This is a genomic window from Streptomyces sp. cf386 (genome assembly GCF_900103585.1).
Classification (GTDB): domain Bacteria; phylum Actinomycetota; class Actinomycetes; order Streptomycetales; family Streptomycetaceae; genus Streptomyces.
Genome location: NZ_FNHV01000008.1, coordinates 356,452 through 382,958, shown reverse-complemented (window position 1 = coordinate 382,958; position 26,507 = coordinate 356,452). Strand labels below are relative to the sequence as shown.

General features: G+C 69.6%; 22 protein-coding genes and 1 tRNA gene. 12 read left to right on the top strand and 11 right to left on the bottom strand.

Translation table 11 applies throughout. The features are described 5' to 3' along the window. Positions 1-278 precede the first annotated feature (278 nt). Both serS and BLU79_RS22880 read left to right on the top strand, forming a co-directional pair. Positions 279-1,556: a serine--tRNA ligase gene (serS, locus tag BLU79_RS22885; protein ID WP_093907710.1), complete on the top strand. Its 1,278-nt coding sequence runs from the start codon at positions 279-281 to the stop codon at positions 1,554-1,556. Next, positions 1,553-2,356: an HAD family hydrolase gene (locus BLU79_RS22880; RefSeq protein WP_093907709.1), complete on the top strand. Its 804-nt coding sequence runs from the start codon at positions 1,553-1,555 to the stop codon at positions 2,354-2,356. The genes serS and BLU79_RS22880 overlap by 4 nt, the downstream gene beginning before the upstream one ends. Before the next feature lie 297 nt (positions 2,357-2,653). On the opposite strand, the gene BLU79_RS22875 is transcribed toward BLU79_RS22880, so the two are convergent. The 6 genes from BLU79_RS22875 to BLU79_RS22850 all read right to left on the bottom strand — a co-directional run bounded on the left by BLU79_RS22875 (position 2,654) and on the right by BLU79_RS22850 (position 6,875). Then, positions 2,654-2,741 (bottom strand) — tRNA-Ser (locus BLU79_RS22875). A 265-nt stretch (positions 2,742-3,006) separates the two neighbouring features. Next, positions 3,007-3,207, bottom strand: a complete 201-nt coding sequence (locus BLU79_RS22870; RefSeq protein WP_093907708.1) for an SGM_3592 family protein — start codon at positions 3,205-3,207, stop codon at positions 3,007-3,009. Between the two features lie 127 nt (positions 3,208-3,334). After that, a complete protein-coding gene (locus BLU79_RS22865) occupies positions 3,335-4,054 on the bottom strand; it encodes an ABC transporter permease subunit (protein ID WP_093907707.1) in 720 nt (239 codons plus the stop codon). Positions 4,055-4,064: 10 nt separating this feature from the next. Continuing rightward, positions 4,065-4,976 carry an ABC transporter ATP-binding protein gene (locus BLU79_RS22860; protein ID WP_093907706.1) on the bottom strand — a complete coding sequence of 304 codons (912 nt, stop codon included), beginning with the start codon at positions 4,974-4,976 and terminating at the stop codon, positions 4,065-4,067. Then, positions 4,973-5,896: a hypothetical protein gene (locus BLU79_RS22855; protein WP_093907705.1), complete on the bottom strand. Its 924-nt coding sequence runs from the start codon at positions 5,894-5,896 to the stop codon at positions 4,973-4,975. The genes BLU79_RS22860 and BLU79_RS22855 overlap by 4 nt, the downstream gene beginning before the upstream one ends. Continuing rightward, on the bottom strand, positions 5,886-6,875 hold the full coding sequence (locus BLU79_RS22850) for an ABC transporter ATP-binding protein (RefSeq protein ID WP_093907704.1): 990 nt from the start codon (positions 6,873-6,875) through the stop codon (positions 5,886-5,888). Before BLU79_RS22850 ends, BLU79_RS22855 begins: the two co-directional genes overlap by 11 nt. A gap of 267 nt (positions 6,876-7,142) precedes the next feature. Between BLU79_RS22850 and BLU79_RS22845 the strand changes: the two genes are divergently transcribed. The 6 genes from BLU79_RS22845 to BLU79_RS22820 all read left to right on the top strand — a co-directional run bounded on the left by BLU79_RS22845 (position 7,143) and on the right by BLU79_RS22820 (position 13,516). Continuing rightward, on the top strand, positions 7,143-7,994 hold the full coding sequence (locus BLU79_RS22845; RefSeq protein WP_093907703.1) for a M24 family metallopeptidase: 852 nt from the start codon (positions 7,143-7,145) through the stop codon (positions 7,992-7,994). Between the two features lie 8 nt (positions 7,995-8,002). Further along, positions 8,003-9,760 (top strand): SDR family oxidoreductase, encoded by a 1,758-nt coding sequence (locus BLU79_RS22840; protein ID WP_093907786.1) that lies wholly within the window; start codon positions 8,003-8,005, stop codon positions 9,758-9,760. 100 nt (positions 9,761-9,860) lie between these two features. Further along, positions 9,861-10,793, top strand: a complete 933-nt coding sequence (locus BLU79_RS22835; protein WP_093907702.1) for a MerR family transcriptional regulator — start codon at positions 9,861-9,863, stop codon at positions 10,791-10,793. A 122-nt stretch (positions 10,794-10,915) separates the two neighbouring features. After that, on the top strand, positions 10,916-11,464 hold the full coding sequence (locus tag BLU79_RS22830; protein WP_093907701.1) for an RNA 2'-phosphotransferase: 549 nt from the start codon (positions 10,916-10,918) through the stop codon (positions 11,462-11,464). Between the two features lie 110 nt (positions 11,465-11,574). After that, positions 11,575-12,477, top strand: a complete 903-nt coding sequence (locus BLU79_RS22825; RefSeq protein ID WP_093907700.1) for an LLM class flavin-dependent oxidoreductase — start codon at positions 11,575-11,577, stop codon at positions 12,475-12,477. A 112-nt stretch (positions 12,478-12,589) separates the two neighbouring features. Beyond that, a complete protein-coding gene (locus BLU79_RS22820; RefSeq protein WP_177001137.1) occupies positions 12,590-13,516 on the top strand; it encodes an HAD hydrolase family protein in 927 nt (308 codons plus the stop codon). 28 nt (positions 13,517-13,544) lie between these two features. On the opposite strand, the gene BLU79_RS22815 is transcribed toward BLU79_RS22820, so the two are convergent. The 4 genes from BLU79_RS22815 to BLU79_RS22800 form a co-directional block, all read right to left on the bottom strand. Then, on the bottom strand, positions 13,545-14,624 hold the full coding sequence (locus tag BLU79_RS22815) for a M23 family metallopeptidase (RefSeq protein WP_093907698.1): 1,080 nt from the start codon (positions 14,622-14,624) through the stop codon (positions 13,545-13,547). A gap of 112 nt (positions 14,625-14,736) precedes the next feature. After that, on the bottom strand, positions 14,737-18,240 hold the full coding sequence (gene cydD, locus BLU79_RS22810; protein WP_093907697.1) for a thiol reductant ABC exporter subunit CydD: 3,504 nt from the start codon (positions 18,238-18,240) through the stop codon (positions 14,737-14,739). 72 nt (positions 18,241-18,312) lie between these two features. Further along, entirely contained in the window at positions 18,313-19,332 is a 1,020-nt protein-coding gene (gene cydB / locus BLU79_RS22805) for a cytochrome d ubiquinol oxidase subunit II (protein WP_093907696.1), read from the bottom strand. Positions 19,333-19,352: 20 nt separating this feature from the next. Further along, the gene (locus BLU79_RS22800; RefSeq protein WP_093907695.1) at positions 19,353-20,861 is read right to left on the bottom strand and encodes a cytochrome ubiquinol oxidase subunit I; all 1,509 of its coding nucleotides are present in this window, start codon (positions 20,859-20,861) and stop codon (positions 19,353-19,355) included. Between the two features lie 142 nt (positions 20,862-21,003). Here BLU79_RS22800 and BLU79_RS22795 point away from each other — a divergent pair, with 142 nt between their 5' ends. After that, positions 21,004-21,390, top strand: coding sequence for a cyclophilin-like fold protein (locus BLU79_RS22795; RefSeq protein WP_093907694.1), 387 nt, complete (start codon positions 21,004-21,006; stop codon positions 21,388-21,390). 11 nt (positions 21,391-21,401) lie between these two features. Here the strand turns inward: BLU79_RS22795 and hisC are convergent, their stop codons facing one another. Then, the gene (gene hisC / locus BLU79_RS22790; RefSeq protein WP_093907693.1) at positions 21,402-22,481 is read right to left on the bottom strand and encodes a histidinol-phosphate transaminase; all 1,080 of its coding nucleotides are present in this window, start codon (positions 22,479-22,481) and stop codon (positions 21,402-21,404) included. Between the two features lie 428 nt (positions 22,482-22,909). On the opposite strand from hisC, the gene BLU79_RS22785 reads away from it, so the two are divergent. From BLU79_RS22785 to BLU79_RS22775, 3 genes are all read left to right on the top strand, one after another. Beyond that, entirely contained in the window at positions 22,910-24,022 is a 1,113-nt protein-coding gene (locus BLU79_RS22785) for a LacI family DNA-binding transcriptional regulator (RefSeq protein ID WP_093907692.1), read from the top strand. A gap of 310 nt (positions 24,023-24,332) precedes the next feature. After that, complete coding sequence (locus BLU79_RS22780) at positions 24,333-25,409, top strand: metallophosphoesterase (protein ID WP_093907691.1); 1,077 nt, start codon at positions 24,333-24,335, stop codon at positions 25,407-25,409. Between the two features lie 193 nt (positions 25,410-25,602). Then, positions 25,603-26,472, top strand: a complete 870-nt coding sequence (locus BLU79_RS22775) for a hypothetical protein (RefSeq protein ID WP_093907690.1) — start codon at positions 25,603-25,605, stop codon at positions 26,470-26,472. Positions 26,473-26,507 lie beyond the last annotated feature (35 nt).

The window sequence follows — 26,507 nt, the reverse complement described above, 5'->3', positions numbered from 1 at the left end:
GCCCGCCGCGTTACGGAGTGATCAATTCCGAAGTCCACAACCCATCCACACAGCCTGTGGATAACTCTTCCGAGGCTGGGGATTCCTGTGGACAACCGAGCCCCAAGTCCCGTTCTCCACAAGGGAATCGAGTCAACCGGCCGCCACGCCCCTGCCCCGTTCCAGGGAGTGAGACACTTTTTATTGACACGTCTCGCAATTGCCGCATAACGGAACGTAAGCCGCAGTTCGGAATAGTGAGTCGTGGCCTGTCACCCCACCCCGGTAGCCTTGGGCACGTGATTGACCTTCGCCTGCTCCGTGAGGACCCCGACCGAGTGCGCGCCTCGCAGCGCGCCCGTGGAGAGGACGTCGCGCTCGTCGACTCCCTCCTGTCTGCCGACGAGCGGCGCAGGTCGTCCGGCGTCCGCTTCGACGAGCTGCGTTCCGAGCAGAAGAGCCTCGGCAAGCTCATCCCCAAGGCCTCCGGCGACGAGAAGGCCGAGCTGCTGAAGAAGGCGAGCCAGCTGGCCGCCGACGTCAAGGCGGCCGACGCCGAGCAGAACGAGGCCGACGAGGAGACCAAGCGCCTCGCACTCCAGCTCGGCAACCTCGTGCACCCCGACGTCCCGGTCGGCGGCGAGGAGGACTTCGTCGTGCTGGAGACGCACGGCACCATCCGCGACTTCGGCGCCGAGGGCTTCGAGCCCAAGGACCACCTGGAGCTCGGCGAGGCGCTGGGCGCCATCGACGTCGAGCGCGGCGCCAAGGTGTCCGGCTCCCGCTTCTACTACCTCACCGGTGTGGGCGCCCTGCTGGAACTGGCGCTGGTCAACGCGGCGATCGCCCAGGCCTCCGAGGCCGGGTTCATCCCGATGCTCACCCCGGCGCTGGTCCGCCCGCGCGCCATGGAGGGCACGGGCTTCCTCGGCCAGGCTGCGGAGAACGTCTACCACCTGGAGAAGGACGACTACTACCTGGTCGGCACCTCTGAGGTCCCGCTCGCCGCGTACCACATGGACGAGATCCTCGACGCCGACAAGCTGCCGCTGCGCTACGCGGGCTTCTCGCCGTGCTTCCGTCGCGAGGCCGGCACGTACGGCAAGGACACGCGGGGCATCTTCCGCGTGCACCAGTTCGACAAGGTCGAGATGTTCTCGTACGTCGCCCCGGAGGACGCGGAGAACGAGCACAAGCGGCTCCTGGAGTGGGAGAAGCAGTGGCTGACCGGCCTTGAGCTGCCCTTCCAGGTCATCGACGTGGCCTCGGGCGACCTGGGCTCGTCCGCGTCCCGCAAGTTCGACTGCGAGGCGTGGATCCCGACCCAGGGCAAGTACCGCGAGCTGACCTCGGCCTCCAACTGCGACGGCTTCCAGGCGCGCCGACTGTCCGTCCGCATGCGCGACGGCAAGAAGGTGCAGCCGCTGGCGACGCTGAACGGCACGCTGTGCGCCGTACCGCGCACGATCGTGGCGATCCTGGAGAACCACCAGCAGGCCGACGGCTCCGTCCGGGTCCCTGAGGTGCTGCGCCCGTACCTGGGCGGCCGGGAGGTCCTGGAGCCGGTCGCCAAGTGAGTGCCGGTTTCCCGTACCAGCTGATCGCGACCGACCTCGACGGAACGCTTCTGCGCTCCGACGAGTCGGTCTCGCGCCGCACCCGTGACGCCCTCGCCGCGGCCACCGAGGCGGGTGCCGCGCACATCGTCGTCACGGGCCGCGGCGTCCCATGGACCCGGCCCATCCTCGACGACCTCGGCTACCAGGGCCTCGCCGTCTGCGGCCAGGGCGCACAGGTCTACGACGCCGGCGAGGACCGCCTGCTGACCTCGGTCACCCTGGACCGCCAACTGGCGGGCGTGGCCCTGGCCAAGATCGAGGCGGAGGTCGGCCCGCTGTTCCTGGCGGCGAGCCGCGACGGTCTGGACGGCGACGTCCTGGTGGGTCCCGGCTACGCGGTCACGGGCACCCTCCCGTCGATCCCGTTCACGGAGGTGTCCGATCTGTGGGCCGCCCCGCTGAACAAGATCTACATACAGCACCCGGAGCTGTCGGACGACGAGCTTGCCCAGGCCGCCCGCCAGGCCGCGGGCGGCTTCGTCACGGTGGCGATGGCGGGCGAGGGCATCGTGGAACTGCTGCCCCTGGGCCTTTCGAAGGCAACGGGACTGTCGCTGGCTGCCCGCCGCCTGGGCCTCAAGGCCGCCGACACGATCGCCTTCGGCGACATGCCGAACGACATCCCGATGTTCGCCTGGGCGGCACACGGGGTGGCCATGGCCAACGCCCACGAGGAACTCAAGGCGGTGGCGAACGAGGTGACGGCCTCCCATGAGGAGGACGGGATCGCGGTGGTGTTGGAGCGGATGCTCGGCTGACGTCGGTCATCCCGGCCCCGGGCGGGGCCGCCGTCGATCCGGCTCGGCCCCGGCTGACGGCTGACGGCTGACGGCTGACGGCTGACGGCTGACGGCTGACGGCTGACGGCTGACGGCTGACGGGCATGTGTAGCTGTCGGCCATCGTGTCCGCCATAGCCACGGGCAATCGTGCCCCGCAACCGCCGTGGGCAGTCGTTCCGCAAGGCGGAACGGGTGGGCACGGCCTGCAGCGCCGGTACCTTCTCAACGCACCCCAAGCCCTGCAATTCGGCCAAGCCCCAGTGGCAACGTCTCGCGGAGGATGCACGAATCGAACGTGCGCGGGCTTTTCAGGCCCGACCTTGGCTTAGCAAGCCAGTGCCTTACCACTCGGCCAATCCTCCGGGTGGGCGGCCCACGCGAGAGCGACATCGCGTGCTCGAAGCGGCCGCCCCGGGCAGCTCCGTGTGCGGAGCGGGGTCGACGGTGGGGTAACTACACCGGAACCCGCCGCGGACTGCCCTGTCGGGAGCTGAACGTACTGTCGTGCATGGACATCGCCCAACTCCTCTCCCAGAACGCGGCGCCGGCCTCAACCAGCGACTTCGACACAACCATGCTGCCTGTACGCCGAGTTGGGCGCCACCGATTAAAACGGCCGTACGGGGATCAACGCCGCCGCCACTTGCGCCGCCGCGCCTTGCTGAAGAACCAGCCGGCAGGCGGTTCGTCCGAGCGCCACGGCTGCGGCTCGGGCTCCTCCCGGCGCCAGCGCTCGGCGAGCATCCGGGCCCGGGCGGACGGCTCGGACGTCTCGGCGGACCGTACGAAGTCCTCGTCCAGGACGAGGTCGTCCCAATCGTCTGCCATCTCCGTTCCTCTCAGCCGAAGATCCGCTTTTGCCCAGTGTGCCCGGACAGAAGTGAAGTCCCCGTCAAGAGCCGGGCCCCGGCAGGGGCCCGGCTCTTCACTCCTCGCCCGTCTGCTCCCCGCCCGTCTACTCCTCGCCCGCCAGCGTCAGCGACCGCAGCTTCTGCCCTGCGTACCAGGTCGCGAGCACGGTGACCGCGGCCAGCAGCACCGTCGCCGTGGTCAGCCCGACGTCCGACGTCACCATGTCTCCGCCGGCGACCTTCTGTGCCACCGCCAGCGACCACTGCTGGACGCTCAGCGTGCGCGCACCCGGCACCAGGGAGCCGAACAGGGCCTCCCAGACGAGCGCGTAGACGAGCCCGAAGACCACCGCGTGCCGGGACACCGTGCCGAGGAGCAGGAAGAGCGCGGCGTAAGCGATGGAGGCGACGAGCGCGGCGACCGTGTAGGCGACGGCGATCTGTTGGCCGTTGCCGTTGAGGATGAATCCGGCGATGAAGGTGGGCAGTGCCGAGAACACCATCGTGACGGCGATCGCCACGATCAGCTTGGTGAAGATGATCGTGGGCCGTTTCACCGGCTTGGACAGCAGGTACACCACGGAGCCGTCGTCGATCTCCGGTCCGATCGCGCCCGTGCCGGCGATGACGCCGATGATCGGCACCATGGTGGCGAGTGCGAGCCCGCCGAGCAGGTCCGACGCGGTCTGGTCGTCGGCTCCGGCGAGGAGGCGGACCAGCACGGAGATGACGATGAGCAGGAGCGGCAACGCGCCCAGGATGAGGGCCCGGCGGCGGCCGAGCAGGGCTCGGTAGGTGAGCCGGGCGACTGTGGGGTCGTACATCTTGGGCCTCCTACGCCGCGACGAGATACGAGAAGACGGACTCGAGGGACTCGTCCGACGGCGAGACCGTGAGCAGGCGGATGCCGTGGTCGCGCGCCACCCTGGGCAGCAGGGCGGTGAAGCGGCCGAAGTCGACGGCCTGGATGTGCAACGCACCCTCGGCCAGGTCGACCTCGATGCCGGAGGTCGACGGATCGGCGATCAGCGCGGACGCGAGGGCGCGGTCGTCGCTGGAGCGCACCAGGTAGCGGTGTGGGCGGTCGGTCATCAGGCGGCGGATCTTGCGGAAGTCGCCGCTGGCCGCGTGCCGTCCGGCGACGACCACTTCGATGTGCCAGGCGAGTTGCTCGACCTCTTCGAGGATGTGGGACGAGAACAGCACTGTGCGTCCCTCGTCGCCCATGCGTCGCAGCAGGTCCATGAGCTGCATGCGCTGGCGCGGGTCCATGCCGTTGAAGGGCTCGTCCAGGAGGAGCAGCGAGGGGTTGTGGACCAGGGCGGATGCCATCTTCACGCGCTGGCGCATGCCCTTGGAGTACGTCGCGATCTTGCGGTCCTGCGCGTACTCCATCTCGACGGTGGCCAGGGCCTTTTGGGCGGCCTTGGCGCCCAGGCCGTGCAACTCGGCGTTGGCGACGACGAATTCGCGGCCGGTGAGGAAGTCGTACATCGCTTCGCGCTCGGGGACGATGCCGATGTGCTTGTAGATGGCCTCGTTGCGCCACACCTGCTGGCCGTCGAGGGTGACGGTGCCGGTGGAGGGGGCCAGGAAGCCGCCCATCATGTTGATGAGGGTGGACTTTCCGGCGCCGTTCGGGCCGAGGAGGCCGGTGACGCCGGGGCCGATGGTCATGGTGACGTCGTTGACGGCGACCACGTTGCCGAACCAGCGGGAGACGTGGTCGATGGTGAGCGTGGTCACAGTCCGACCTTTCGGTAGCGGCGCATGAGGAGGCCGTAGCTGGCGGCGATCAGGCCCAGGGTGACGAGGAGGTAGACGACGCCTTCGCCGTTGCTCGGGCCCACCCCGCCGGGGAACGCGGAGCTCGCGCCCAGGAAGGCGGACTGCACTCCGTCGATGAGCGTGATCGGCGAGAACAGGCCGATCCAGGCGATGGCGCCGCTGCTGCCGCCGCCGTCGAGGGACTGCGCGTCGGCAATGGCCTGGAGCGTGGACACGGCGCCGTAGGAGATGGTCAGGACGGCGATCACGGCGGCGATGCCGAAGCCGCGGCGCGGGGTGACCGACGCGATGACCAGGCCGATGCCTGCGAACAGCAGTGAGAGCAGTGCCACGGAGACGAGTCCCTGTGCGAATCCCTTGGTCTGGTCGGCGAAGTCGAGCTTGGCCAGCAGCGCGCCCACGTAGAGCACCAGGAGGGGAGTCGCCGTGAGGAGGAACAGCGCGGAGGCCAGCGCCGCGAACTTCGCCCGTACGTAGTCGGCGGTCTCGATGGGCCGCGAGAAGTACAGCGGGACGGTCTTGAAGCGCAGGTCGCGGGAGACGGACTGGGGCGCCTGGGAGGCGACGTAGAGGCTGATGACGGCCTGCATGACGATCGCGTAGCGCGTGTAGTCGACGGGCAGGTCGTTGGCCTTGGTGGCGACCGCGACGGCGACCATGATGGCCGCGGGCACGCACATCACCACGAACAGCAGCATCGGCAGCACCTTGGACTTCACCGAGCGGCCGAGGCCGTAGGCGCCGCGCAGGGACTGCGAGTAGAGCGAGCGGGTGGCGTAGGAGCGGCCGAGGCGGGGGCCGTCGTACGCGCGGTAGCCGATGTTGTGGATACGGGTCTGGTCACCCGAAGTCGTCGCTACGGGGTGCTCAACCGCCATGGCCGACCGCCTCCTTCCGCTGTGCGTCGGTGCTCTGTTCGCTGCCCTGCTCGGTGTCCGTGAAGACCTCGGAGATGTGGTGCCGGCGCTGTTCCATGCGCACCAGGCCGAGGCCGAGGTCGGCGACCACGTCCCGCACCAGGTCGTAGGTCTCGTCGCTCTGTGCGGTGAGCAACAGGATGTGTCCGGCGCCCGGGAGGCCGCCGCTGCCGTCGAGAACGTCCACCCCGCGCGCGTGGAGCGCCTCGCGCACCGCGCGGGTGCCGTCCGGGTGTGCGTCGGTGTCGGTGACCTCGATGGCGAGGGTCGTCGTGGTCTGGGTGAAATCGGTGGTGGAGCTGGAGCGCAGGAGCTTGCCGCCGTCGACCACGACGACGTGGTCGCAGGTGCGCTCCAGTTCGCCCAGGAGGTGCGAGGTGACCAGGACCGAGATGCCGAAGTCCGTGTAGATACGGCGGATGAGGCCGAGCATGTCGTCGCGGCCGACCGGGTCGAGGCCGTTGGTCGGCTCGTCGAGGAAGACCAGCTGCGGGTCGTGGACCAGGGCCTGCGCCAGCTTCACGCGCTGCTTCATGCCGGTCGAGTAGCCGCCGATGGGGCGGTAGCGCTCCTCGTACAGACCGACATGGCGCAGCGTGTCCGCTGTGCGCTCGCGCGCGGCGGTGGGCGGCAGGCCGGACATGCGGGCCATGTGCACGACGAACTCGGTGGCCGAGACGTCGGGCGGCAGGCAGTCGTGCTCCGGCATGTACCCCACCCGCTCGCGGATGGTGGCGCCCTTGGTGGCGACATCGAGTCCGAGCACTTCGGCTCGGCCCTCGGTGGCGGGGGACAGACCCAGCAGGATCTTGATCAGTGTGGACTTGCCGGCTCCATTGGCTCCGACGAGTCCGGTCACACCGGGCCCGACGTCCACGGAGAGCCGGTCAAGCGCGGTCACCCTGGGGAACCGCTTGCTCAGGCTTTCGGTCGCGATCACAGTCACGCTTCGAAGGTAGTGACGCGGACCACGCCGGTCGTCACCCCGTAGAGCTGTCTTGAGGTCAGACTCCAGATGTACGGGCACCTAGGGGTCACCCTGAGGTCGAACAACGCGGCCCTGGTTCTCCCCATCGGCGGGCCTGGCAGCGGGGTTTTCCACAGCCCTCGGCAGCCCTATTGACGCAGCCTCTAACAACTGTCACATTCGCCAGTGTCAAGTTACGGGCACGTACCGCAGTCAGCGTGGACAAAGTGGGGCGGTGGCATGACTACGGCGGTGACAGGCGAACTCCGTACGGAATCCGATGAATTGCACGGATTCAGACGGGTCCAGCGGCTGGCGTACGAGTGCGCGGAGGCCGTGGCGGCACAGCTGGAGCCGGGCATCACCGAGCGCGAGGCGGCGCGCATGCAGCGCGAGTGGCTGCGTGAGCGGGGGGTGCGGGACTGGTTCCATCTGCCCTTCGCCTGGTTCGGGGACCGCACGGCGTTCGTGAACTTCCGCATCCCCTTGCAGTTCTTCCCGACCAACCGCCGTCTGGAGCCCGGGATGCCGTTCATCCTGGACATGGCTCCCGTGTACGACGGCTACACGGCCGACATCGGCTACTCGGGCTCGCTCGGCATCAACCCGGTGCAGGACAAGCTGATGGCCGACCTGGAGGCGCACCGGGAGCTGATCCTGCGCGAGGTGCGCGAGCGACGGCCGCTGCGGGAGATCTACGAGGACGTGGACCGGCTCATGGTCCGCCAGGGCTACGCCAACCGGCACCGTGCCTATCCCTTCGGTGTGATCGCGCACAAGGTCGACCGGGTACGGCAACGCCGCTGGTCAGCGCATATCTTCGGGTTCGGCACCCAGTCCCTGAAGGGCCTGGCGGGCGACGCGTTGCACGGTCACCGCGAGGGCTGGTCCCCGCTGTGGTCGCCGTACCGCTTCTCGGACCATCCCCCGCAGCCGGGCCTGTGGGCGGTCGAACCGCATCTCGGGTTCCGGGGTACGGGCGCGAAGTTCGAGGAGATCCTCGTCGTGACCGACTCCGGGGATCCCGAGGAGAGCGCCTTCTGGCTGGACGACGATCTGCCGCATGTGCGGCGCTGGGCGGAGGAGAAGTGACGGTGCCGGTGACTCTTCAGGGCGCGCGTGAGCGCCGGGTGCGGACCGGCGGGGTCGAGCTGTGCGTCGCCGAGCTGGGCGACCCCGGGCAGCCGACGGTGATCCTCGTGCACGGCTACCCGGACAGCAAAGAGGTGTGGTCCCAGATCGCGCCACGGCTGGCCGACCGCTTCCATGTCGTGCTGTACGACGTCCGGGGGCACGGCCGGTCCAGCGCGCCGCAGCCGCTGCGGGGCGGGTTCACGCTGGAGAAGCTGACGGACGACTTCCTGGCCGTCGTGGACGCGGTCAGCCCGGGCAAGCCCGTCCATCTGGTGGGGCACGACTGGGGCTCGGTGCAGTCCTGGGAGTTCACCACCGTCGAGCGCACCGAGGGCCGGATCGCCTCGTTCACCTCGATGTCCGGTCCGTCCCTCGACCACTTCGGCCACTGGATCAACAGGCGCCTGAAGCGCCCCACCCCACGCCGGGTCGGTCAACTCCTCGGCCAGGGCGCCAAGTCCTGGTACGTCTACGCGCTGCACACGCCCGTGCTGCCCGAACTGGCCTGGCGCGGCCCCCTCGGCAAGACCTGGCCGCGCATCCTGGAACGCATGGAGAAGGTCCCCGGCGGCGGCTACCCGACGTCGTCGCTGCCGAGGGACGCGGCGCACGGGGCCTGGCTGTACCGCGACAACATCCGGGCCCGACTGCGCCGTCCGCGCGCGGACGCGTACGCACACGCGCCCGTGCAGCTCATCACGCCCCTCGGGGACGCGTTCTTGTCCGAGCGGCTCTACGACGAACTGGAGCAGTGGGTTCCGCAGCTGACCCGGCGCACGCTTCCCGCGAAGCACTGGATCCCCCGCAGTCGCCCCGACCAACTGGCGGCGTGGATCACGGAGTTCGTGACATCCGTGGAAGGCGGCCGTCCTGAAGGGGTGACGGCGACCGGCAAGTACGCCGATCGCTTCGGCGGTCAGCTCGTCCTCGTCACGGGCGCCGGCAGCGGCATCGGGCGGGCGACGGCGTACGCGTTCGCCGAGGCCGGCGCGCGCGTGGTCGCCGTCGACCGGGACGCCGAGACCGCGGCCCGCACCGCCGAGATGTCGCGTCTGATCGGCGCGCCCGAGGCCTGGGCGGAGACCGTCGACGTCTCCGACGAACAGGCCATGGAGAAGCTCGCCGAGAAGGTCGCCAGGGACTACGGCGTGGTGGACGTCCTGGTGAACAACGCCGGGATCGGCCTGTCCGGCTCCTTCTTCGACACCACACCGGAGGACTGGAAGAAGGTCCTCGACGTCAACCTCTGGGGCGTCATCCACGGCTGCCGCCTCTTCGGCCGGCAGATGGCCGAGCGCGGTCAGGGCGGCCACATCGTCAACACCGCGTCGGCTGCGGCGTACCAGCCCTCCAAGGCGCTGCCCGCCTATAGCACCTCCAAGGCCGCCGTGCTGATGCTCAGCGAATGCCTGCGGGCGGAGCTGGCCGGCCAGGGCATCGGCGTGACCGCGATATGCCCCGGCCTCGTCAACACCAACATCACCTCGACCGCGCACTTCGCCGGGGTCGACGCCGAAGAGGAGAAGCGGCGCCAGAAGAAGTCCGCGCGGCTGTACGGACTGCGGAACTACCCGCCGGAGAAGGTCGCCGACGCGATTCTGCGGGCGGTGGTGCGCGGTGAGGCCGTCGTTCCGGTGACGCCGGAGGCGCGCGGGTCGTATCTCATGTCCAGGTTCACGCCGAGGGCGTTGCGGGCGATCGCACGGCTGGAGCCACCGCTGTGATCGAAGGCGGCGGAGGGCACGAGGAGCGTGCGGCAGACACACAGCCACCGCCGTGGACGGCTTGCAACTGACGGCACTACAGCGGACGGAGGCGTCGAGCGTGGACCATGCCCACCGAATCGAGGACCTCGCGCACCTCAGCGGCGCCACCGTCCGCACCATCCGCGCCTACCAGGACCGCGGCCTGCTCCCCCGCCCCGAGCGCCGTGGGCGCGCCAACGTCTACTCGGACGCCCATCTCGTCCGCCTGCGCCAGATCGCCGACCTCCTCGACCGCGGCTACACCCTGGCCTCCATCAAGGAGTTGCTGGAGGCCTGGGACGCCGGTCGTGGCCTGGGCGGGGTGCTCGGTCTGGCCGCCGAGGTGGAGGGGCCGTGGACCGACGAGGAGGCGGTGCGGATCTCCCGCGCCGAGCTGGACGAGCGCTTCGGCGGCACCCCGGACGACGCGGCGGTGGCCGACGCCGTGGAGCTCGGCGTACTGGAACCGGTGCCGGGCGACCCGGATTCCTTCCTCGTGCCGAGCCCTCAAGAACTCGCCGTGGCCGTCGAGTTGCACGAAGCCGGGGTTCCGCTGTCCGCGATCTCCGATCACCTAAGGGAGTTGAGAGTCCAGGTCGAGCACATCGCCGCCCGTTTCCTGGAGTTCACCACCGAACACGTCTTCGCCCGCTATCTCGACGGACCACACCTCCCGACCGACGCGGAAGCGGCCGAAGCGGCCTCTCTCGTACGGCGGCTGCGTCCGCTCGCCCAGCACACGGTGGACGCGGAACTCGCGCGTGCGATGCGCCTGTTGGCGGTACGGCACCTACGTCAGCACCTCGGAGCGGACGAGGAGCCCGATCCTCGCAAAAGCACTCGAAACGTACCGATCTCCGTGGAGACAATGCAGGCCGTGGAGGGACTGGTTGGCCCGAAGCAGGCCGCGGAGTTCATCACACTGGCCACCGAACGGGAAGTGCGCGCACGCTCCTTGGACCTGCTTGCCGCAAATCACAGCTCATCAGCTGATCTTGACGAAACCCCTTGAAACGACGGCTCGTTGTCCACAGAATCGCCAATTCCCCTGTGGATAACAGCACTTGGTTGTGGATCAAACATCGAGGGCGAAATCATTCGCGTGATTCGTGTCGCCCCCGGCAGGCTGGTGGCATGGACGAAAGACGCACCGTGAAGGTGTCGAAGTACCTCTCCAAGCACCTGCGCCACCAGCCGGAGCGGATCGGGCTGATCCTCGACGAGGGCGGCTGGGTCGAGATCGACACGCTGATCGCCGCCGCGACCGCGCACGGATTCCGCTTCACCCGGGAAGAGCTGGACCACGTGGTCGCCGCCAACGACAAGAAGCGCTTCGCGATCGAGGGCACCCGCATCCGCGCCAGCCAGGGCCACAGCATCGACGTCGACCTCGGACTGCCCCCGGCGACACCGCCGCCGTACCTCTACCACGGCACCGTGGCCCGCAACCTGGACGCGATCCGCGAGGCGGGCCTCAGGCCCATGAACAGGCACGACGTGCACCTCTCGGCCGACCGCGAGACCGCGACCCGGGTCGGCGCCCGGCGGGGCCGCCCCGTGGTGCTCTCCGTGGACGCCGGCGCCATGCACCGAGACGGCCATGTCTTCCACGTCAGCGCGAACGGGGTGTGGCTGACGAAGGCCGTGCCGCCGGAGTACCTGCGCTTCCCCGAATCGCACTGATCACCGGCGAGGGCGTCGAGCGCCCCGATGGTCAGCCTCACTCCGTGGCCGAGCAGCCGCGTGCGGTGACCGTTTCACGTGAAACCCGTTCGGCCGCTTACGCTCAAAACATGAGTCTGCGCCTGAGCACCGTGATCCTCCCGTACCGCCACTGGTCCGAGGGAGGCCGTGAGCAATGGCAGCGCGCGGAGCAGCTCGGCTTCCACAGCGCGTACACCTACGACCACCTCTCCTGGCGCAGCTTCCGGGACGGCCCGTGGTTCGGTGCCGTGCCGACCCTGACCGCCGCCGCTGCGGTCACCGACAATCTGCGGCTGGGCACCCTGGTGACCTCGCCGAACTTCCGGCATCCCGTGCCCTACGCGAAGGAGCTGATCTCCCTCGACGACATCTCGGGCGGACGGATCACACTCGGCGTCGGCGCGGGCGGCACCGGCTTCGACGCCACCGCGCTCGGCCAGGAGCCCTGGACGCCGCGCGAGCGTGCCGACCGGTTCGCCGAGTTCGTCGCCCTGCTGGACCGGCTGCTGACCGAGGACACGGTGTCGTACGAGGGCGACTTCTACTCGGCGCACGAGGCGCGCAACATCCCGGGCTGTGTGCAGCGCCCCCGGCTGCCCTTCGCGGTCGCGGCGACCGGTCCGCGCGGGCTGCGGCTTGCAGCGCGGTACGGGCAGGCCTGGGTAACCACCGGCGACCCCAAGCTGTACGAGAACGGCACTCCTGAACAGTCGGTTCAAGCCATTCGTGGACAGGTCGAGAAGCTGGCCGACGCCTGCGCGGAAATCGGCCGGGACGCGGGCGAGCTCGACAAGATCCTGCTCACCGGATTCACCCCGGACCGCGGCCGTCCGCTGGAGTCCCTGAACGCGTTCGTGGACTTCGCGGGGCGCCATCAGGAACTGGGATTCACCGAGATCGTGATCCACTGGCCGATCCCCGACTCGGACTTCGCGGCCGACGAGAAGGTCTTCGAGCAGATCGCCATGGACGCGGCCGCGCAGCTGCGGTGAGGCGGCCAGGTGCAACGATGCAGGTGAGGCGAGTGTCGGCGGCGTTCTCAGGGGCGGTTTCTCCTCAGGTGCCGCCTCAGATGTGCGGACTGCCGCACGGCCGTGCAGGCATATGCGGGAGAATGCCCCGGTGACCTCAGCGACTCGACGGCCCCAGACCCCGGCCTCCCCCGAGCTCTCGACCGCCCTCGGGCAGGGCGGTACCCCCACCGTCCGCCCGCGGCTCATCGCCACCGACCTGGACGGCACCCTGCTGCGGGACGACAAGTCGGTCTCCCCCCGCACGGTCGCCGCGCTGGCCGCGGCCGAGGAGGCGGGCATCGAGGTGTTCTTCGTCACCGGCCGCCCGGCCCGCTGGATGGACGTCGTCAGTGACCATGTCCACGGTCACGGCCTGGCGATCTGCGGAAACGGCGCCGCGGTGGTCGACCTGCACGGCGGCCCCGGCACCCACCGGTTCGTGAAGGTGCGGGAGCTGGCGCGGGAGAACGCGCTGGACGCCGTACGGCTGCTGCGTGACGCGGCGCCCGGCACGGTGTACGCGGTGGAGCAGACGTACGGCTTCTACCAGGAGCCGGACTACCCCAAGCTGCACATGGAGATACCGGACGAGCTCGCGCCGGCCGAGGACCTCCTGGCACCGGACGCCCCCGGGGCCGGCGAGCCGGTGCTGAAGATCCTCGCCTACCACCCCACCCTCAACCCCGACGCCTTCCTCACCCTCGCCCGCCTCGCCATCGGCGACCGTGCCAACGTCACCCGCTCCAGCCCCAGCGCCCTGCTGGAGATCAGCGGCCCCGGCGTCTCCAAGGCCAGCACACTCGCGCTGTGCTGCGCCGAGCGCGGTATCTCGCACGAGGAGGTCGTCGCCTTCGGCGACATGCCGAACGACGTGGAGATGCTGACGTGGGCGGGCCAGTCGTACGCGATGGGCAACGCGCACCCGGACGTCATCGCCGCCGCGTCGGGGCGGACGGTCGCCAACAACGAGGACGGCGTGGCGGTCGTGATCGAACAGCTGCTGGCGGAGCGGCACTAGAGCCGGTCCAGCGGAGCAGGCCCCAGGCCTATCCGAGCCCCACTCCCCGCGCCGACAGCCACGGCACCGGATTCACCGCCGAGCCCATCTCCGCGGTGATCCGTACCTCGAAGTGCAGGTGCGGGCCGGTGGAGTTCCCGGTCGTGCCCGACTGGCCGATCCACTGCCCGGTGTCGACCCGCTCGCCCTGGTCGACGGTGACGGCGGCGAGATGGGCGTACTGCGTGTAGTAGCCGTCCGCGTGCCGCAGCACGATCGCCATGCCGAAGGCGCCTCCGCACGACACCCTGACCACGCGCCCGTCCCCGACCGCCCGCACCGGAGTGCCGATCGGCACCGCGAAGTCCTGCCCGGTGTGCAGGTGCGCCCACCGCACTCCGCCGTTGCCGAACGCCGCGGACAGCTCGTACGTCTCCACCGGCGCGACCCACTTGCTCGTGAAGTCCGTCTTCGGCTGGTCGAGCCGTACGGCACCACTGCAGGAGCCGGCGGCGACCGAAGCGTCGGCCTTCCCCTGCAACTGCCACCGCGCCTCTTCGAGCTTCTGCTCGATGCCCTTCTTCAGGTCGGCGAGTTCGGCGTTGCGCTTCTCCAGCTTCTGCCAGGCCGCGGCGGCCCTGGATTCGTCCTTGGCGAGCCGGGTCTCGGCGCGCCGGTTCTTCTCGATGGCATTGCTGACGACCATGTTCGTCTGGGAGAAGACGTGCTGACCGCGCATCAAGTCGTCCGGGTTCTTCGCGAGGATGATCTGCGCCGTGAGCGGCATCCCGCCGCCGCTGCGGTACTGGGCGCTTGCGATCCGGCCCAGGTCCTCGTGCAGAGCGCTGATCTCCCGCCGTTCGCGGTCGAGCAGCGACTCGATCCGCTGTGCCTTGGCCCGCTGCACCTCGGCCTTCTGCCGGCCCACCTCGTACCGCTGGGTCGCCTTGGCCGCGTCCGCGTACAGCCGCACCACCTGCGCGCTGAGCACCGAGTCGCCATCGGTCCCGGTGCCGTGGCCGCCCGCGGCGCCCTTCCCGTCGCCGGCGACGGCAGGCAGGGCGGCAAGTACGGCGAGCGCGCACAGCAGCGCCGGGACGAGCACGAGACGTCGGCGATATGAGCGCATGTCAGCGATCGTGGCCCGCGGACCGGGTCACGGTCCTGTTGAGGTCGTACGCCTGGGGGAATGTGTTGCTGCGGACGGGTCAGTACTGGTGTTGACGCGAGTAACGCCAGGGCTACGGCGTCCCCACCAGAAGATCCGCCTGTTCCTCCCGCGCCAGCATCCTCCGCAACGGCCCGTCCGCCGCGGCCAGCTCCGCGAACGTCCCCCGCTGCACCACATGCCCCTCGTCCAGGACGACCACCTCGTCCACGGCCTCCAGCCCGGCCAGTCGGTGGGTGATGAGCAGGGTCGTACGGCCCTCGGTGGCGGCCAGCAGGTCGGCGGTGAGGGCGTCCGCGGTGGGCAGGTCGAGGTGCTCGGCGGGCTCGTCGAGGACGAGGACGGGGAAGTCGGCGAGCAGCGCACGGGCCAGCGCGAGCCGCTGCCGCTGCCCGCCCGACAGCCGCGCCCCGTGCTCGCCCACGAGCGTGTCCAGGGCGTCGGGCAGACCGCCGGCCCAGTCGAGCAGCCGGGCACGCTTCAGGGCGTCGCGCAGCTCGTCCTCGGTGGCGTCCTTCCTGGCGAGGAGCAGGTTCTCGCGTACGGAGCTGTCGAAGAGGTGCGCGTCCTGTGCGCACAGCCCGACGAGCCGCCGTACGTCGTCGCCGTCCAGCGCGTTCGCGTCCACACCGCCCAGCGTGTACGAGCCCGCCTCCGCGTCGAGGAAGCGCAACAGCACCTGAGCCAGCGTGGTCTTGCCGGACCCGGACGGCCCGACGACGGCGATCCGGCGCCCCTCCTCCAGGGTCAGGTCGAGGCCGGCGAGGGCATCCCGGTCCTGCCCTGCGTGGCGGGCGGTCAGGCCCCTGAGGGCGACCGGGAAGGGCGACGTGGGCGCCTGCCAGGGCCGCTCCGGCTCCCGTACGGGCTCGGGCGCGTCCAGCACCTCGTGGACGCGCTCGGCGCTCTTGCGCACCCGCTGTCGGTACTGCACGGCGAGCGGCATCCCCAGGACGGCCTCGAAGGCCGCCAGCGGGGTGAGGACGACGACGGCCATCGTCACGCCGCCAAGCCGCCCGTCGGCGACCGCCTGAGCGCCCACGAGGGCGGTGGCGGCGACGGTGAGCCCGGAGATCAGCGCGGTGAGTCCGTCGCCGAGCGCGGTCGCGGTGGCGGCCCGCGAGGCGATCCGGGTGAGCGTCCCGTCGGCCCGCCGCACTTCGGCCGTACGGGCGGGCAGGGCGCCGGCGACGGTCAGCTCGGCGGTACCGGTGAGCAGGTCCGTCACGCGCGTCGCGAGGACTCCGCGGGCGGGCGCCAGCCTGCGCTCGGCACGGCGGGCCACGGCACCTGTGACCAGCGGGACTCCGGCCCCGGCCGCCAGCAGCCCGACGGCGAGCACGGCACCGGCCTCGGGCAGCAGCCAGGCCGTGAAGCCGACGGCACCCGCGGACACGACGGTCGCGGCAGCGGCGGGCAACAGCCACCGCAGCCAGTAGTCCTGCAGCGCGTCCACATCCGCGACGAGCCTCGACAGCAGATCGCCTCGCCGCGTGCGGCGCAGCCCGGCGGGTGCAAGCCGCTCCAGCCGCCGGTACACGGCGACACGGGTGTCGGCCAGCATCCGCAGCACGGCGTCGTGCGACACCAGCCGCTCGGCGTACCGGAACACGGCCCGCCCGATACCGAAGGCCCGGGTCGCCGTCACGGCCACCATCAGATACAGCACGGGCGGCTGCTGCGAGGCCCGCGAGATGAGCCACCCCGAGGTGGCCATGAGCCCGACGGCACTGCCGAGCGCGAGGCTCCCGAGCAGCAGCGCGAGGGCGAGACGGCCACGCCGGGGACCGGACATGGCGCGGACGCGGGCGAGGACACCCTGTGCGTCCGTCGTGAGCGACACGGCCTCGGCGTCGTCCGAGGCGGAACCACCGTGCGCGTCCTGCTCGATGGGACGGACAACGGACGCCCTGGGCGAGCCTTCCGCCGGCACGGTTCCCACGGCTTCCGCGAGCCGCACCACCCGGTCCGCCACCCCCAGCAACGCCGGCCGATGCACCACCAGCAGCACCGTCCGCCCCACCGCCAGCCTCCGCACGGCCTCCACGACCTCGGCCTCGGTGGCCCCGTCGAGTGCGGCCGTGGGCTCGTCGAGCAGCAGGACGGGCCGGTCCGCGAGGAACGCCCGGGCCAGCGCGAGCCGCTGCCGCTGCCCCGCCGACAGCCCGGCCCCGTCCTCGCCCAGCGCGGTGTCGATGCCCAGGGGCAGCGTGTCCACGAACTCCAGCGCCCCGGCGTCCCCCAGGGCCCGTCGCACGGCAGCGTCGTCGGCGTCGGGACGCGCCAGCCGTACGTTCTCGGCGATCGTCCCGGCGTACAGGTGCGGTCGCTGCGGCACCCAGGCGATCCGCGAGCGCCACTCCTCGAGATCGAGCTCGGCGAGATCGGCTCCCCCGGCCAGCACGCGCCCCTCGGTCGGCCGCACGAACCCCAACAGCACGTTCAGCAGCGTCGACTTGCCCGCTCCGCTCGGCCCGACGAGCGCAACCGTCTCCCCGGGTTCGACGGTGAAGGACGTGCCCGACACTGCGTCGGCGGACCGTCCGGGGTAGCGGACCGAGACTCCCTCGAACTCGAACGCCACCGATCCCGTCGGCACCGCTGCGGTACCCGCCGCCGGCACGGGAGTCTCCAGCACCTCGAAGATCTCCTCGGCCGCGGACAGCCCCTCGGCCGCCGCGTGGTACTGCGCGCCCACCTGACGCAGCGGCAGATAGGCCTCGGGCGCCAGCACGAGGATGACCAGGCCGTCGTACAGATGCATCTCGCCGTGGACGAGTCGCATGCCGATGGTCACGGCGACGAGGGCCACCGAGAGCGTCGAGAGCAGCTCCAGAGCGAAGGAGGAGATGAAGGCGATCCGCAGCGTCCGCATGGTCGCCCTGCGGTATTCGCCGGTGATCCGCCGGATCGACTCGGCCTGCGCCTTGGCCCGCCCGAACACCTTCAGGGTCGGCAGCCCCGCGACCACGTCCAGGAAGTGTCCGGACAGCCGGGACAGCAGCCGCCACTGACGGTCCATCCGGGACTGCGTGGCCCAGCCGATCAGCATCATGAAGATCGGGATGAGCGGCAGGGTGCCGACGATGATGGCCGCCGAGACCCAGTCCTCGGTCACGATCCGCGCCAGCACCGCCACCGGCACGACCACCGCGAGCCCCAACTGCGGCAGATAGCGCGAGAAGTAGTCGTCGAGAGCGTCAACTCCCCGCGTGGCCAGGGCGACCAGCGATCCGGTCCGCTGTCCGCTCAGCCAGCCGGGCCCCAGCTCGGCCGCACGCTCCAACAGCCGGCCCCGCAGCTCCGACTTCACGGCCGCACTGGCGCGGTGCGCGGCGAGTTCGGTGAGCCACGCGACCACTGCGCGACCGGCCGCGACAGCCACCAACAACAGCAGGGGAGTGCGCAGTTCAGCGGCGGACATCCCGTGCTGGAAGGCCCCCACCACCATCTCGGCGATGAGCATCGCCTGCGCGATGACCAGCCCGGCACCGACGGCACCCAGGCCGACGACCGCCATCAGGAAGAGGCGAGTGGCACGGGCGTATCGGAGAAGACGCGGATCGATCGGTTTCACGTGAAACAGGCCCTTCGGTCCAGGGCGGGGGGTTTCACGTGAAACATCGTGAACCACCCCGCCACAGCGGACTCAGTGCGCGGATCCCGCGGTGGCATCCGCAGCGATGTGCTGCGTGCCGATCCGCTTGCGGAACACCCAGTAGGTCCAGCCCTGGTAGAGCATGACGATCGGCGTGGCGATCACCGCGCACCACGTCATGATCTTCAGGGTGTAGGGGCTCGACGAGGCGTTGGTGACCGTGAGGCTCCACGCGTCATTGAGCGAGGACGGCATGACGTTCGGGAAGAGCGCCAGGAAGAGCATCGCCACGGCGGCCACGATGGTGACGCCGGAGAAGGCGAACGACCATCCCTCGCGCCCGGCCTGGTTCGCCACCAACGCCGCCACCAGCGCGACGACGGCCACCACGAGTGCGACCAGGCTCTGCCCGTCGCCGTTCTCGACCTGCGTCCAGAGCAGGAAGACCAGCGCCAGCACAGCAGTGGCGAGGCCGACCCACAGGGCCAGCTTCCGCGCCCGCTCCCGGATGTCCCCGACGGTCTTGAGAGCGGTGAACACCGCACCGTGGAAGGTGAACAGCGTCAGCGTCACCAGACCGCCGAGGAGCGCGTACGGGTTGAGCAGGTCCCACAAGTTGCCGACGTACTCGAAGTTCCGGTCGATCTTCACGCCCCGCACGATGTTGGCGAAGGCCACGCCCCACAGGAACGCCGGGAGCAGCGAGCACCAGAAGATCGCGTGCTCCCAGTTGCGCTGCCAGTTCTCCTCGGGCCGCTTCGCCCGGTACTCGAAGGCGACACCCCGGACGATCAGACAGACCAGGATGAGCAGCAGGGGCAGGTAGAAGCCGGAGAAGAGCGTGGCGTACCACTCGGGGAAGGCGGCGAAGGTCGCACCGCCGGCCGAGAGCAGCCACACCTCGTTGCCGTCCCAGACGGGGCCGATGGTGTTGATCAGCACCCGCTTCTCGGGCCGGTTACGGGCCAGCAGCTTGGTGAGCACGCCGACCCCGAAGTCGAAGCCCTCCAGGAAGAAGTAGCCGATCCACAGGACGGCGATCAGGACGAACCAGACGTCGTGAAGTTCCATGACTGTGCAGCTCCCTCGGCCTAGTACGAGAAGGCCATCGGCTTGTCGGCGTCACGGGAGTCGCCGCCGATCTTCGTGGGCGGGTTCAGGTCGGCTTCCGTCAGCTCGGGCGGGCCGGCCTTGACGTACTTCGCGAGGAGCTTGACCTCGACGACGGCGAGGATGGCGTAGAGCGTGGTGAAGACGATCATCGAGGTGAGGACCTCGCCCTGGGAGACACCGGGGGAGACCGCGTCCCGGGTCTGCAGGACGCCGTAGACGACCCACGGCTGACGGCCCATCTCGGTGAAGATCCAGCCCCAGGAATTGGCGATCAGCGGGAAGGCCAGGGTCCAGATGGCGATCCGCCAGTACCACTTGGTCAGCTTCGGGCCGAGCGCCTTCTTCGGGAGCAGCACCAGATGCGGCACCTCGTCGTCACCGACCCTCAGGTGCTGCGGGAGCATGAACTTCTTGCGGGTCAGCCAGAGTCCGATCAGGCCGATGGTGAACGACGCCATGCCGAAGCCGATCATCCAGCGGAAGCCCCAATAGGCGACGGGGATGTTGGGCCGGTAGTCGCCGGGACCGAACCTCTCCTGCTCGGCCTTGTTGACGTCGTTGATGCCGGGGACGTACGAGGTGAAGTCGTCCTTGGCCAGGAAGGACAGCAGGCCTGGGATCTCGATGGCGACCTTGTTGTGGCCCTTGTCGACGTCGCCGTAGGCGAAGACCGAGAAGGGCGCGGGCGCCTCGCCGTCCCACAGGGCCTCGGCGGCGGCCATCTTCATCGGCTGCTGCTCGTACATGATCTTGCCGAGGACATCACCGCTGATCGCGGTGAGCAGGCCGCCGATGGCGACGGTGACCAGGCCGAGCCGCAGCGAGGTCTTCATGTCGCGGATGTGCTTCTTGCGCAGCAGGTGGAAGGCGGAGATGCCGACCATGAACGCGCCACCGGTGAGGAAGGCCGCCGAGAGGGTGTGGAAGGCCTGGGCGAGAGCGGTGTTCTGGGTCAGCACGAGCCAGAAGTCGGTGAGTTCGGCCCGTCCCTTCGCCTCGTTGATCCGGTAGCCGACCGGGTGCTGCATCCACGAGTTGGCCGCCAGGATGAAGTACGCCGACAGGATCGTGCCGATGGAGACCATCCACATACAGGCCAGGTGGATCTTCTTCGGCAGCTTGTCCCAGCCGAAGATCCACAGCCCGATGAAGGTGGACTCGAAGAAGAAGGCGATCAGGGCCTCGAAGGCGAGCGGAGCGCCGAAGACGTCACCGACGAAGCGGGAGTAGTCGGACCAGTTCATGCCGAACTGGAACTCCTGCACGATGCCGGTGACCACACCCATCGCGATGTTGATCAGGAAGAGCTTGCCCCAGAACTTCGTCGCTCTGAGGTACTTCTCCTTCTCCGTGCGCACCCAGGCGGTCTGCAACCCGGCCGTCAGGGCGGCCAGCGAGATCGTCAGGGGGACGAACAGAAAGTGGTAGACGGTGGTGATACCGAACTGCCAGCGCGCCAGAGTCTCCGGCGCCAAAGCCAGGTCCACGTCGCCGCTCCTTACCTACGCTTGTGAAAGCGTTCACATTCACAAGCAATTATGCAGCACGCGGCATCCGGGTATCTACGGGGGGTCCCTTGTTCAGGTCAACCCCTTGGCGCGAACTTCAACATATTGTTGAATCTGCTGCATGCAGACACAGTCACCCGTACGGATACGGATCTCCTGGCCCGCGGGGAACCTCACCGCGGACCTCGACGACACCCCGACCACGCAGGCCCTCACCAAGGCACTGCCGCTCGTCTCCACCGCCCGTACATGGGGCGAGGAGGTCTACTTCGACACAGGCATCGCCGTTCCACGTGAAACCAACGCCCGGCAGGTCGTAGAGCCGGGCACGGTCGCCTTCTGGACGGACGGCGACGCCCTCGCCCTCCCCTACGGGCCCACGCCGATCTCGCGGGGCGACGAGTGCCGCCTCGCGAGCCCGTGCAACATCCTTGGGGCCATCGACGGCGACCCGCGCCTGCTGGCGACGGTCCGCGACGGCGACCCCGTGCGCGTGGAACTGGCCTGACGGGCGGAGCCCTACAGCTCCTTCTGGAACCCTTCCGCCACCTTCAGGAAGATGTCGTTCGCCTCGGCCTCCCCGACCGTCACCCGCACACCCTCGCCCGGGAACGGCCGGACCACCACGCCGTGCTGCTCACACGCCGCCGCGAAGTCGACCGTGCGCTCCCCCAGTCGCAGCCACACGAAGTTGGCCTGGGTCTCGGGCACCGTCCAGCCCTGGGCACGCAGCCCGTCGACCACGCGGCTGCGCTCACCCACCAACGAGCCGACCCGGCCAAGCAGTTCGTCCTCGGCACGCAGCGAGGTGACGGCCGCGTCCTGCGCGAGCTGGCTCACCCCGAAGGGCACGGCCGTCTTGCGCAGCGCCGCCGCGACCGGCTCGTGGGCGATCGCGAAGCCGACCCGGAGACCGGCGAGGCCGTACGCCTTGGAGAACGTCCGCAGCACGCAGACGTTCGGCCGCTCACGGTAGATCTCCACACCGTCCGGCACCTCGGGGTCGCGGATGAACTCGCGGTAGGCCTCGTCGAGCACCACCAGCACATCGCTGGGCACCCGGTCGAGGAACCGCTCCAGCTCGGCCCGCTTCACGACGGTGCCCGTCGGGTTGTTGGGGTTGCAGACGAAGATCAGCCTGGTCCGGTCGGTGATCGCCGCGGCCATCGCGTCCAGGTCGTGCACATCACCCGGCGTCAGCGGCACCTGCACCCCGGTGGCGCCGCTGATCTGCGTGATGATCGGGTACGCCTCGAAGGACCGCCAGGCGTAGATGACCTCGTCGCCGGGCCCGGAGGTGGACTGCAGCAGCTGCTGGGCGACGCCGACCGAGCCGGTGCCGGTGGCCACGTGGGAGGCCGGGACGCCGAAGCGGTCCGACAGCTCGTTCATCAGCGCCGTGCACATCATGTCCGGGTAGCGGTTGAAGGACGAGGCGGCGGCCGCCACGGACTCCATCACGCCGGGCAGCGGCGGATAGGGGTTCTCGTTGGAGGACAGCTTGTAGGCCACCGGGCCACCGGCGGCGGCAGGCTTGCCCGGCTTGTAGGTGGGGATACCCTCCAGCTCGGCGCGCAGCTTGGGGCTCGTCTCACTCACCGCAGTCCTCCTCGCGACCACCGGCGGCCCGTCATCACCGCCGGCTCCAATACTCCACACCTTATGAGGATTCGGCGCCGATGCGTACAGGTGAGACGTCCTCGACTGCGGACCCCTTCTGTCACACCTGCATCAGGGGCATCACCATACGAAGCTGTACGAATTGGGGGGCGCATCACACATATATCTATGCGCCGGTAGCTCACGCCGTGGCGCGCATCCCTCGTGAAGGTGAGTTGAGACCTCTTCGAAACATCGGGCACTTGGCAGGCCCATGCGTGCCGACAAGTCACGTCCTACTATTGGATCGTTCAACTCCCTTGGTTTCCAAGGGCTTTGGCGCCTATTGACCTTGCAGAAACGTACCTGTCAACGGGTGCATATGCGTCCGCACTACCCCACCGCATGAGCCCTACTATCGGCTCGCCATGACAGCAGCAGGGAAGCACCAGGTGAGCCGCGCGGAAACCTCACGCCGAGGCAGTCGGCCCGGGCGGGCGGGAATCAGAGACGTGGCCGCCGCTGCCGGGGTCTCCATCACAACCGTCTCCGACGCTCTCAACGGCAAGGGCAGGCTCCCGGACGCCACCCGACGCCATGTCCGCGAGGTCGCCGACCGACTGGGCTACCGGCCCTCGGCCGCCGCTCGCACGCTCCGTACCGGCAAGTCGGGCCTCATCGGCCTGACCGTGACGACATACGGGGATGAACCTTTCACCTTCACCGAGTTCGCGTACTTCGCCGAGATGGCCCGCGCGGCCACCTCGGCCGCGCTCGCCCGCGGCTACGCCCTCGTGATCCTCCCCGCGACCTCGCGCCACGACGTGTGGTCGAACGTCGCCCTGGACGGCACGGTCGTCATCGACCCGTCCGACCAGGACCCGGTCGTCAGCGAACTGGTCAGACAGGGGCTGCCGGTGGTCTCCGATGGCCGTCCGGCCGGCTCGCTCCCGGTCACCGCCTGGGTCGACAACGACCACGAGGCCGCCGTACTCGGCATCCTCGACCACCTGGCCGACGCCGGCGCCCGCCGGATCGGCCTGCTGACGGGCACCACGACGGACACGTACACCCATCTGTCGACCACCGCGTACCTGCGCTGGTGCGAGCGGGTCGGCCAGGACCCGGTGTACGAGGCCTACCCGGCACACGACCCGTGCGCCGGCGCCGTCGCCGCCGACCGACTGCTCGCCCGCCCCGACCGCCCCGACGCCGTCTACGGCCTGTTCGACCCGAACGGCACCGATCTGCTCGCCGCCGCCCGCCGCTACGGCCTGCGCGTACCGGACGACCTGCTTCTGGTGTGCTGCAGCGAGTCCACCGTGTACGCCAACACCGAGCCGCCCATCACCACGCTCTCCCTGAAGCCGCGCCGCATCGGCACGGCCGTGGTCCAGCTCCTCATCGACGCCATCGAGAGCGTGGACTCGAACCAGCCGGTCGAGCAGGTGATACCGACCGAGCTGATCGTGCGTACTTCGTCCCAGCGACGGCCCCCGCGCACGACGGTCAGCCCGCCTCGGTCGCCCGAGGAGCGGTAGCAGCAGGTCGCGAGGAGCAGTGGCAGCGGGTCGGGGGAAGTGGCAGACGCAGGTCGGGGGAGGGCCGGCCGCCGGTCCGAGTCCACTGGAAACGGGTCGAGGAGCGACGGGGAGCGAGGTCTTCGGACCGCCGAAGCCCTGCCCAATCGGGGCGAAAGCCGCAGGGAACAGGAGTCCTGCTCCGATTCACCACCCCTGGGTCATCACATGGCGCGATCGGCATTCCTATGATGGGCCCACGACACCCGCGGGCCGCTGCGACCAGGCAGTCCGATGCGGTGCAGCTGCGGCGCGATGGTGGAGGGGTCTGATGACTCAGGGGGCCGGTCAGGGACCCGAGGTGGAGCGGACGGCGACGTTGCGCGACTTCCGGGTGCCCGCTTACGTCCACGAGACCGGTCCGTACGACCACAGCACACACATGGGCGACGTCGTCCCCCTCGTCGACGAGGCCTATCCGGAGGGATACACGCCGACGCAGCGCGACCTGCCCGTGATCAACCGCGGTGACACGGTTCAGGTGCAGGTCGACCCCGCCGCCATGCCCGACCCCCAGTCGACGGCGAGCCCCGGTCCGCTGTTCGTCGTCGGTGACGTGCACGGCTATCTCGACGAGCTGGTGGCCGCGCTCCAGGAGCAGGGCCTCATCGACTCGGCGGGGAACTGGAGCGCGGGCACCGCCCGGCTGTGGTTCCTCGGCGACTTCACCGACCGCGGCCCGGACGGCATCGGCGTCATCGACCTCGTGATGCGGCTGTCCGCGGAGGCAGCCGCGGCCGGCGGCTACTGCAAGGCCCTGATGGGCAACCACGAGCTGCTGCTGATCGGCGCCAAGCGGTTCGGCGACACCCCCGTCAACTCCGGCGCGGGCACCGCCACCTTCCAAGCGGCCTGGCTGCTCAACGGCGGCCAGAAGACCGACATGGACCGTCTCCAGGACCACCATCTGCAGTGGATGGCGCGGCTGGACGCCATGGAGGAGGTCGACGGCCATCTGCTCGTGCACTCGGACACCACCGCCTATCTCGATTACGGCGACTCGATCGAGGCGGTCAACGACACCGTCCGCGAGACACTCACACGCAACGACGCCGACGAAGTCTGGGATCTCTTCCGCAAGTTCACCAAGCGCTTCTCCTTCCGCGACGAGGGCGGCGCCGACCATGTGCGCTCCCTGCTCGATACGTATGGCGGCACCCGCATCGTTCACGGCCACAGCCCGATTCCGTACCTGGTGGGCGAGGTCGGCTCCGAGGAGGGCGAGGACGACAGCGGGCCCCTGATCGAGGGACCGCACGTCTACGCCGAAGGCCTCGCGGTCGCGATGGACGGCGGCGTGACCATGGCCGGAAAGCTGCTGGTCCAGCAACTTCCCCTGGATATCTGACCGTTCACGGGGCAGACGTCGCCCCAGGGCGTAGTGACGGAAGACGGCGCAGGCCAGGGCCCAATTTTTGGAAACCCCCTGTCACCGTGTGCCGTCACCGCTCTACCATCGGCTTATCCGTAGCAGGCTCCCCTCCGTTTCTGCCCGACGGCTCGTTGCCATGCGAGCCCCAAGCCCTACGGAGCATCGGGGGATGCACATGAACAGCGTTCCGCAGCACCTGTACAGCGAGGACCGCCAGGATTACGAGCGGTTCCTCGACGAGGCGCTGCGCTCCGCACCACACCACCCGGACCTGACCGCTGTCGGACAGCGGCTCAACCCCGAACAGCTGCGCACCATGGCGCTCAACGCCACCGCACTCATCACGGCGGCCGCGGCGACCGAGTACCAGCACTACGTGAAGGTCCGCGAGGAACTGCGCCAGCCGGCGCCGTCCACCCCGTCGTCCGCCCGCGAGTCCGGCTCCACCGAGTCGGGCACGGGTGCGATGGGGCTCGCCACCACCATGGGAGAAGTCGCCGAGACCGCCGGTCCCGGTGTCATCGCCGTCCTCGCCGTCCTGGCACCCGTCCTCGCCGGCACCGCCGCGGCGATCTTCCTGCTCGTGGGCTACATCCTGAAGATGTTCGACCCCGAGCCGGCGTTCGCCACGACGATGCTCACCACCGGATGGGTGTTCGGCGCCGTGGCGGCGGCCGCGATCCTGGTCGCCGCCGTCGGCCTCCTGCTCACCGCCCTGCGCAACCGGCCCGCGTTCGCCAGCGGACCGTACGGCGAACTGAGCGAGGAGGTCACCCGGGCCAGGGAAGCCTGGCGCGAGGCCCTGCTGGAGCGCGGCATCCTGCCTTTCCTGCGAGAGGCACTCGCCGACCCCGGCACGGCATCGGCCCTGCACCGCATGCCGCCGTCGACACCCGCCGGCCGTATCCCCAACCTCGGCTACGGCCGCCCGGGTTTCAGCAGTCCCGGCGACGGCTCCTCCACGGGCCCGCGCCCGAGTTTCTCCAGCCCGGACTACACCAGCCCGGACTTCGGAGGGCCGGAACACCAGCCGGAGTAGTCCCTCGGCTTGCGCCCCCGCCGTAGGAGAGCCCC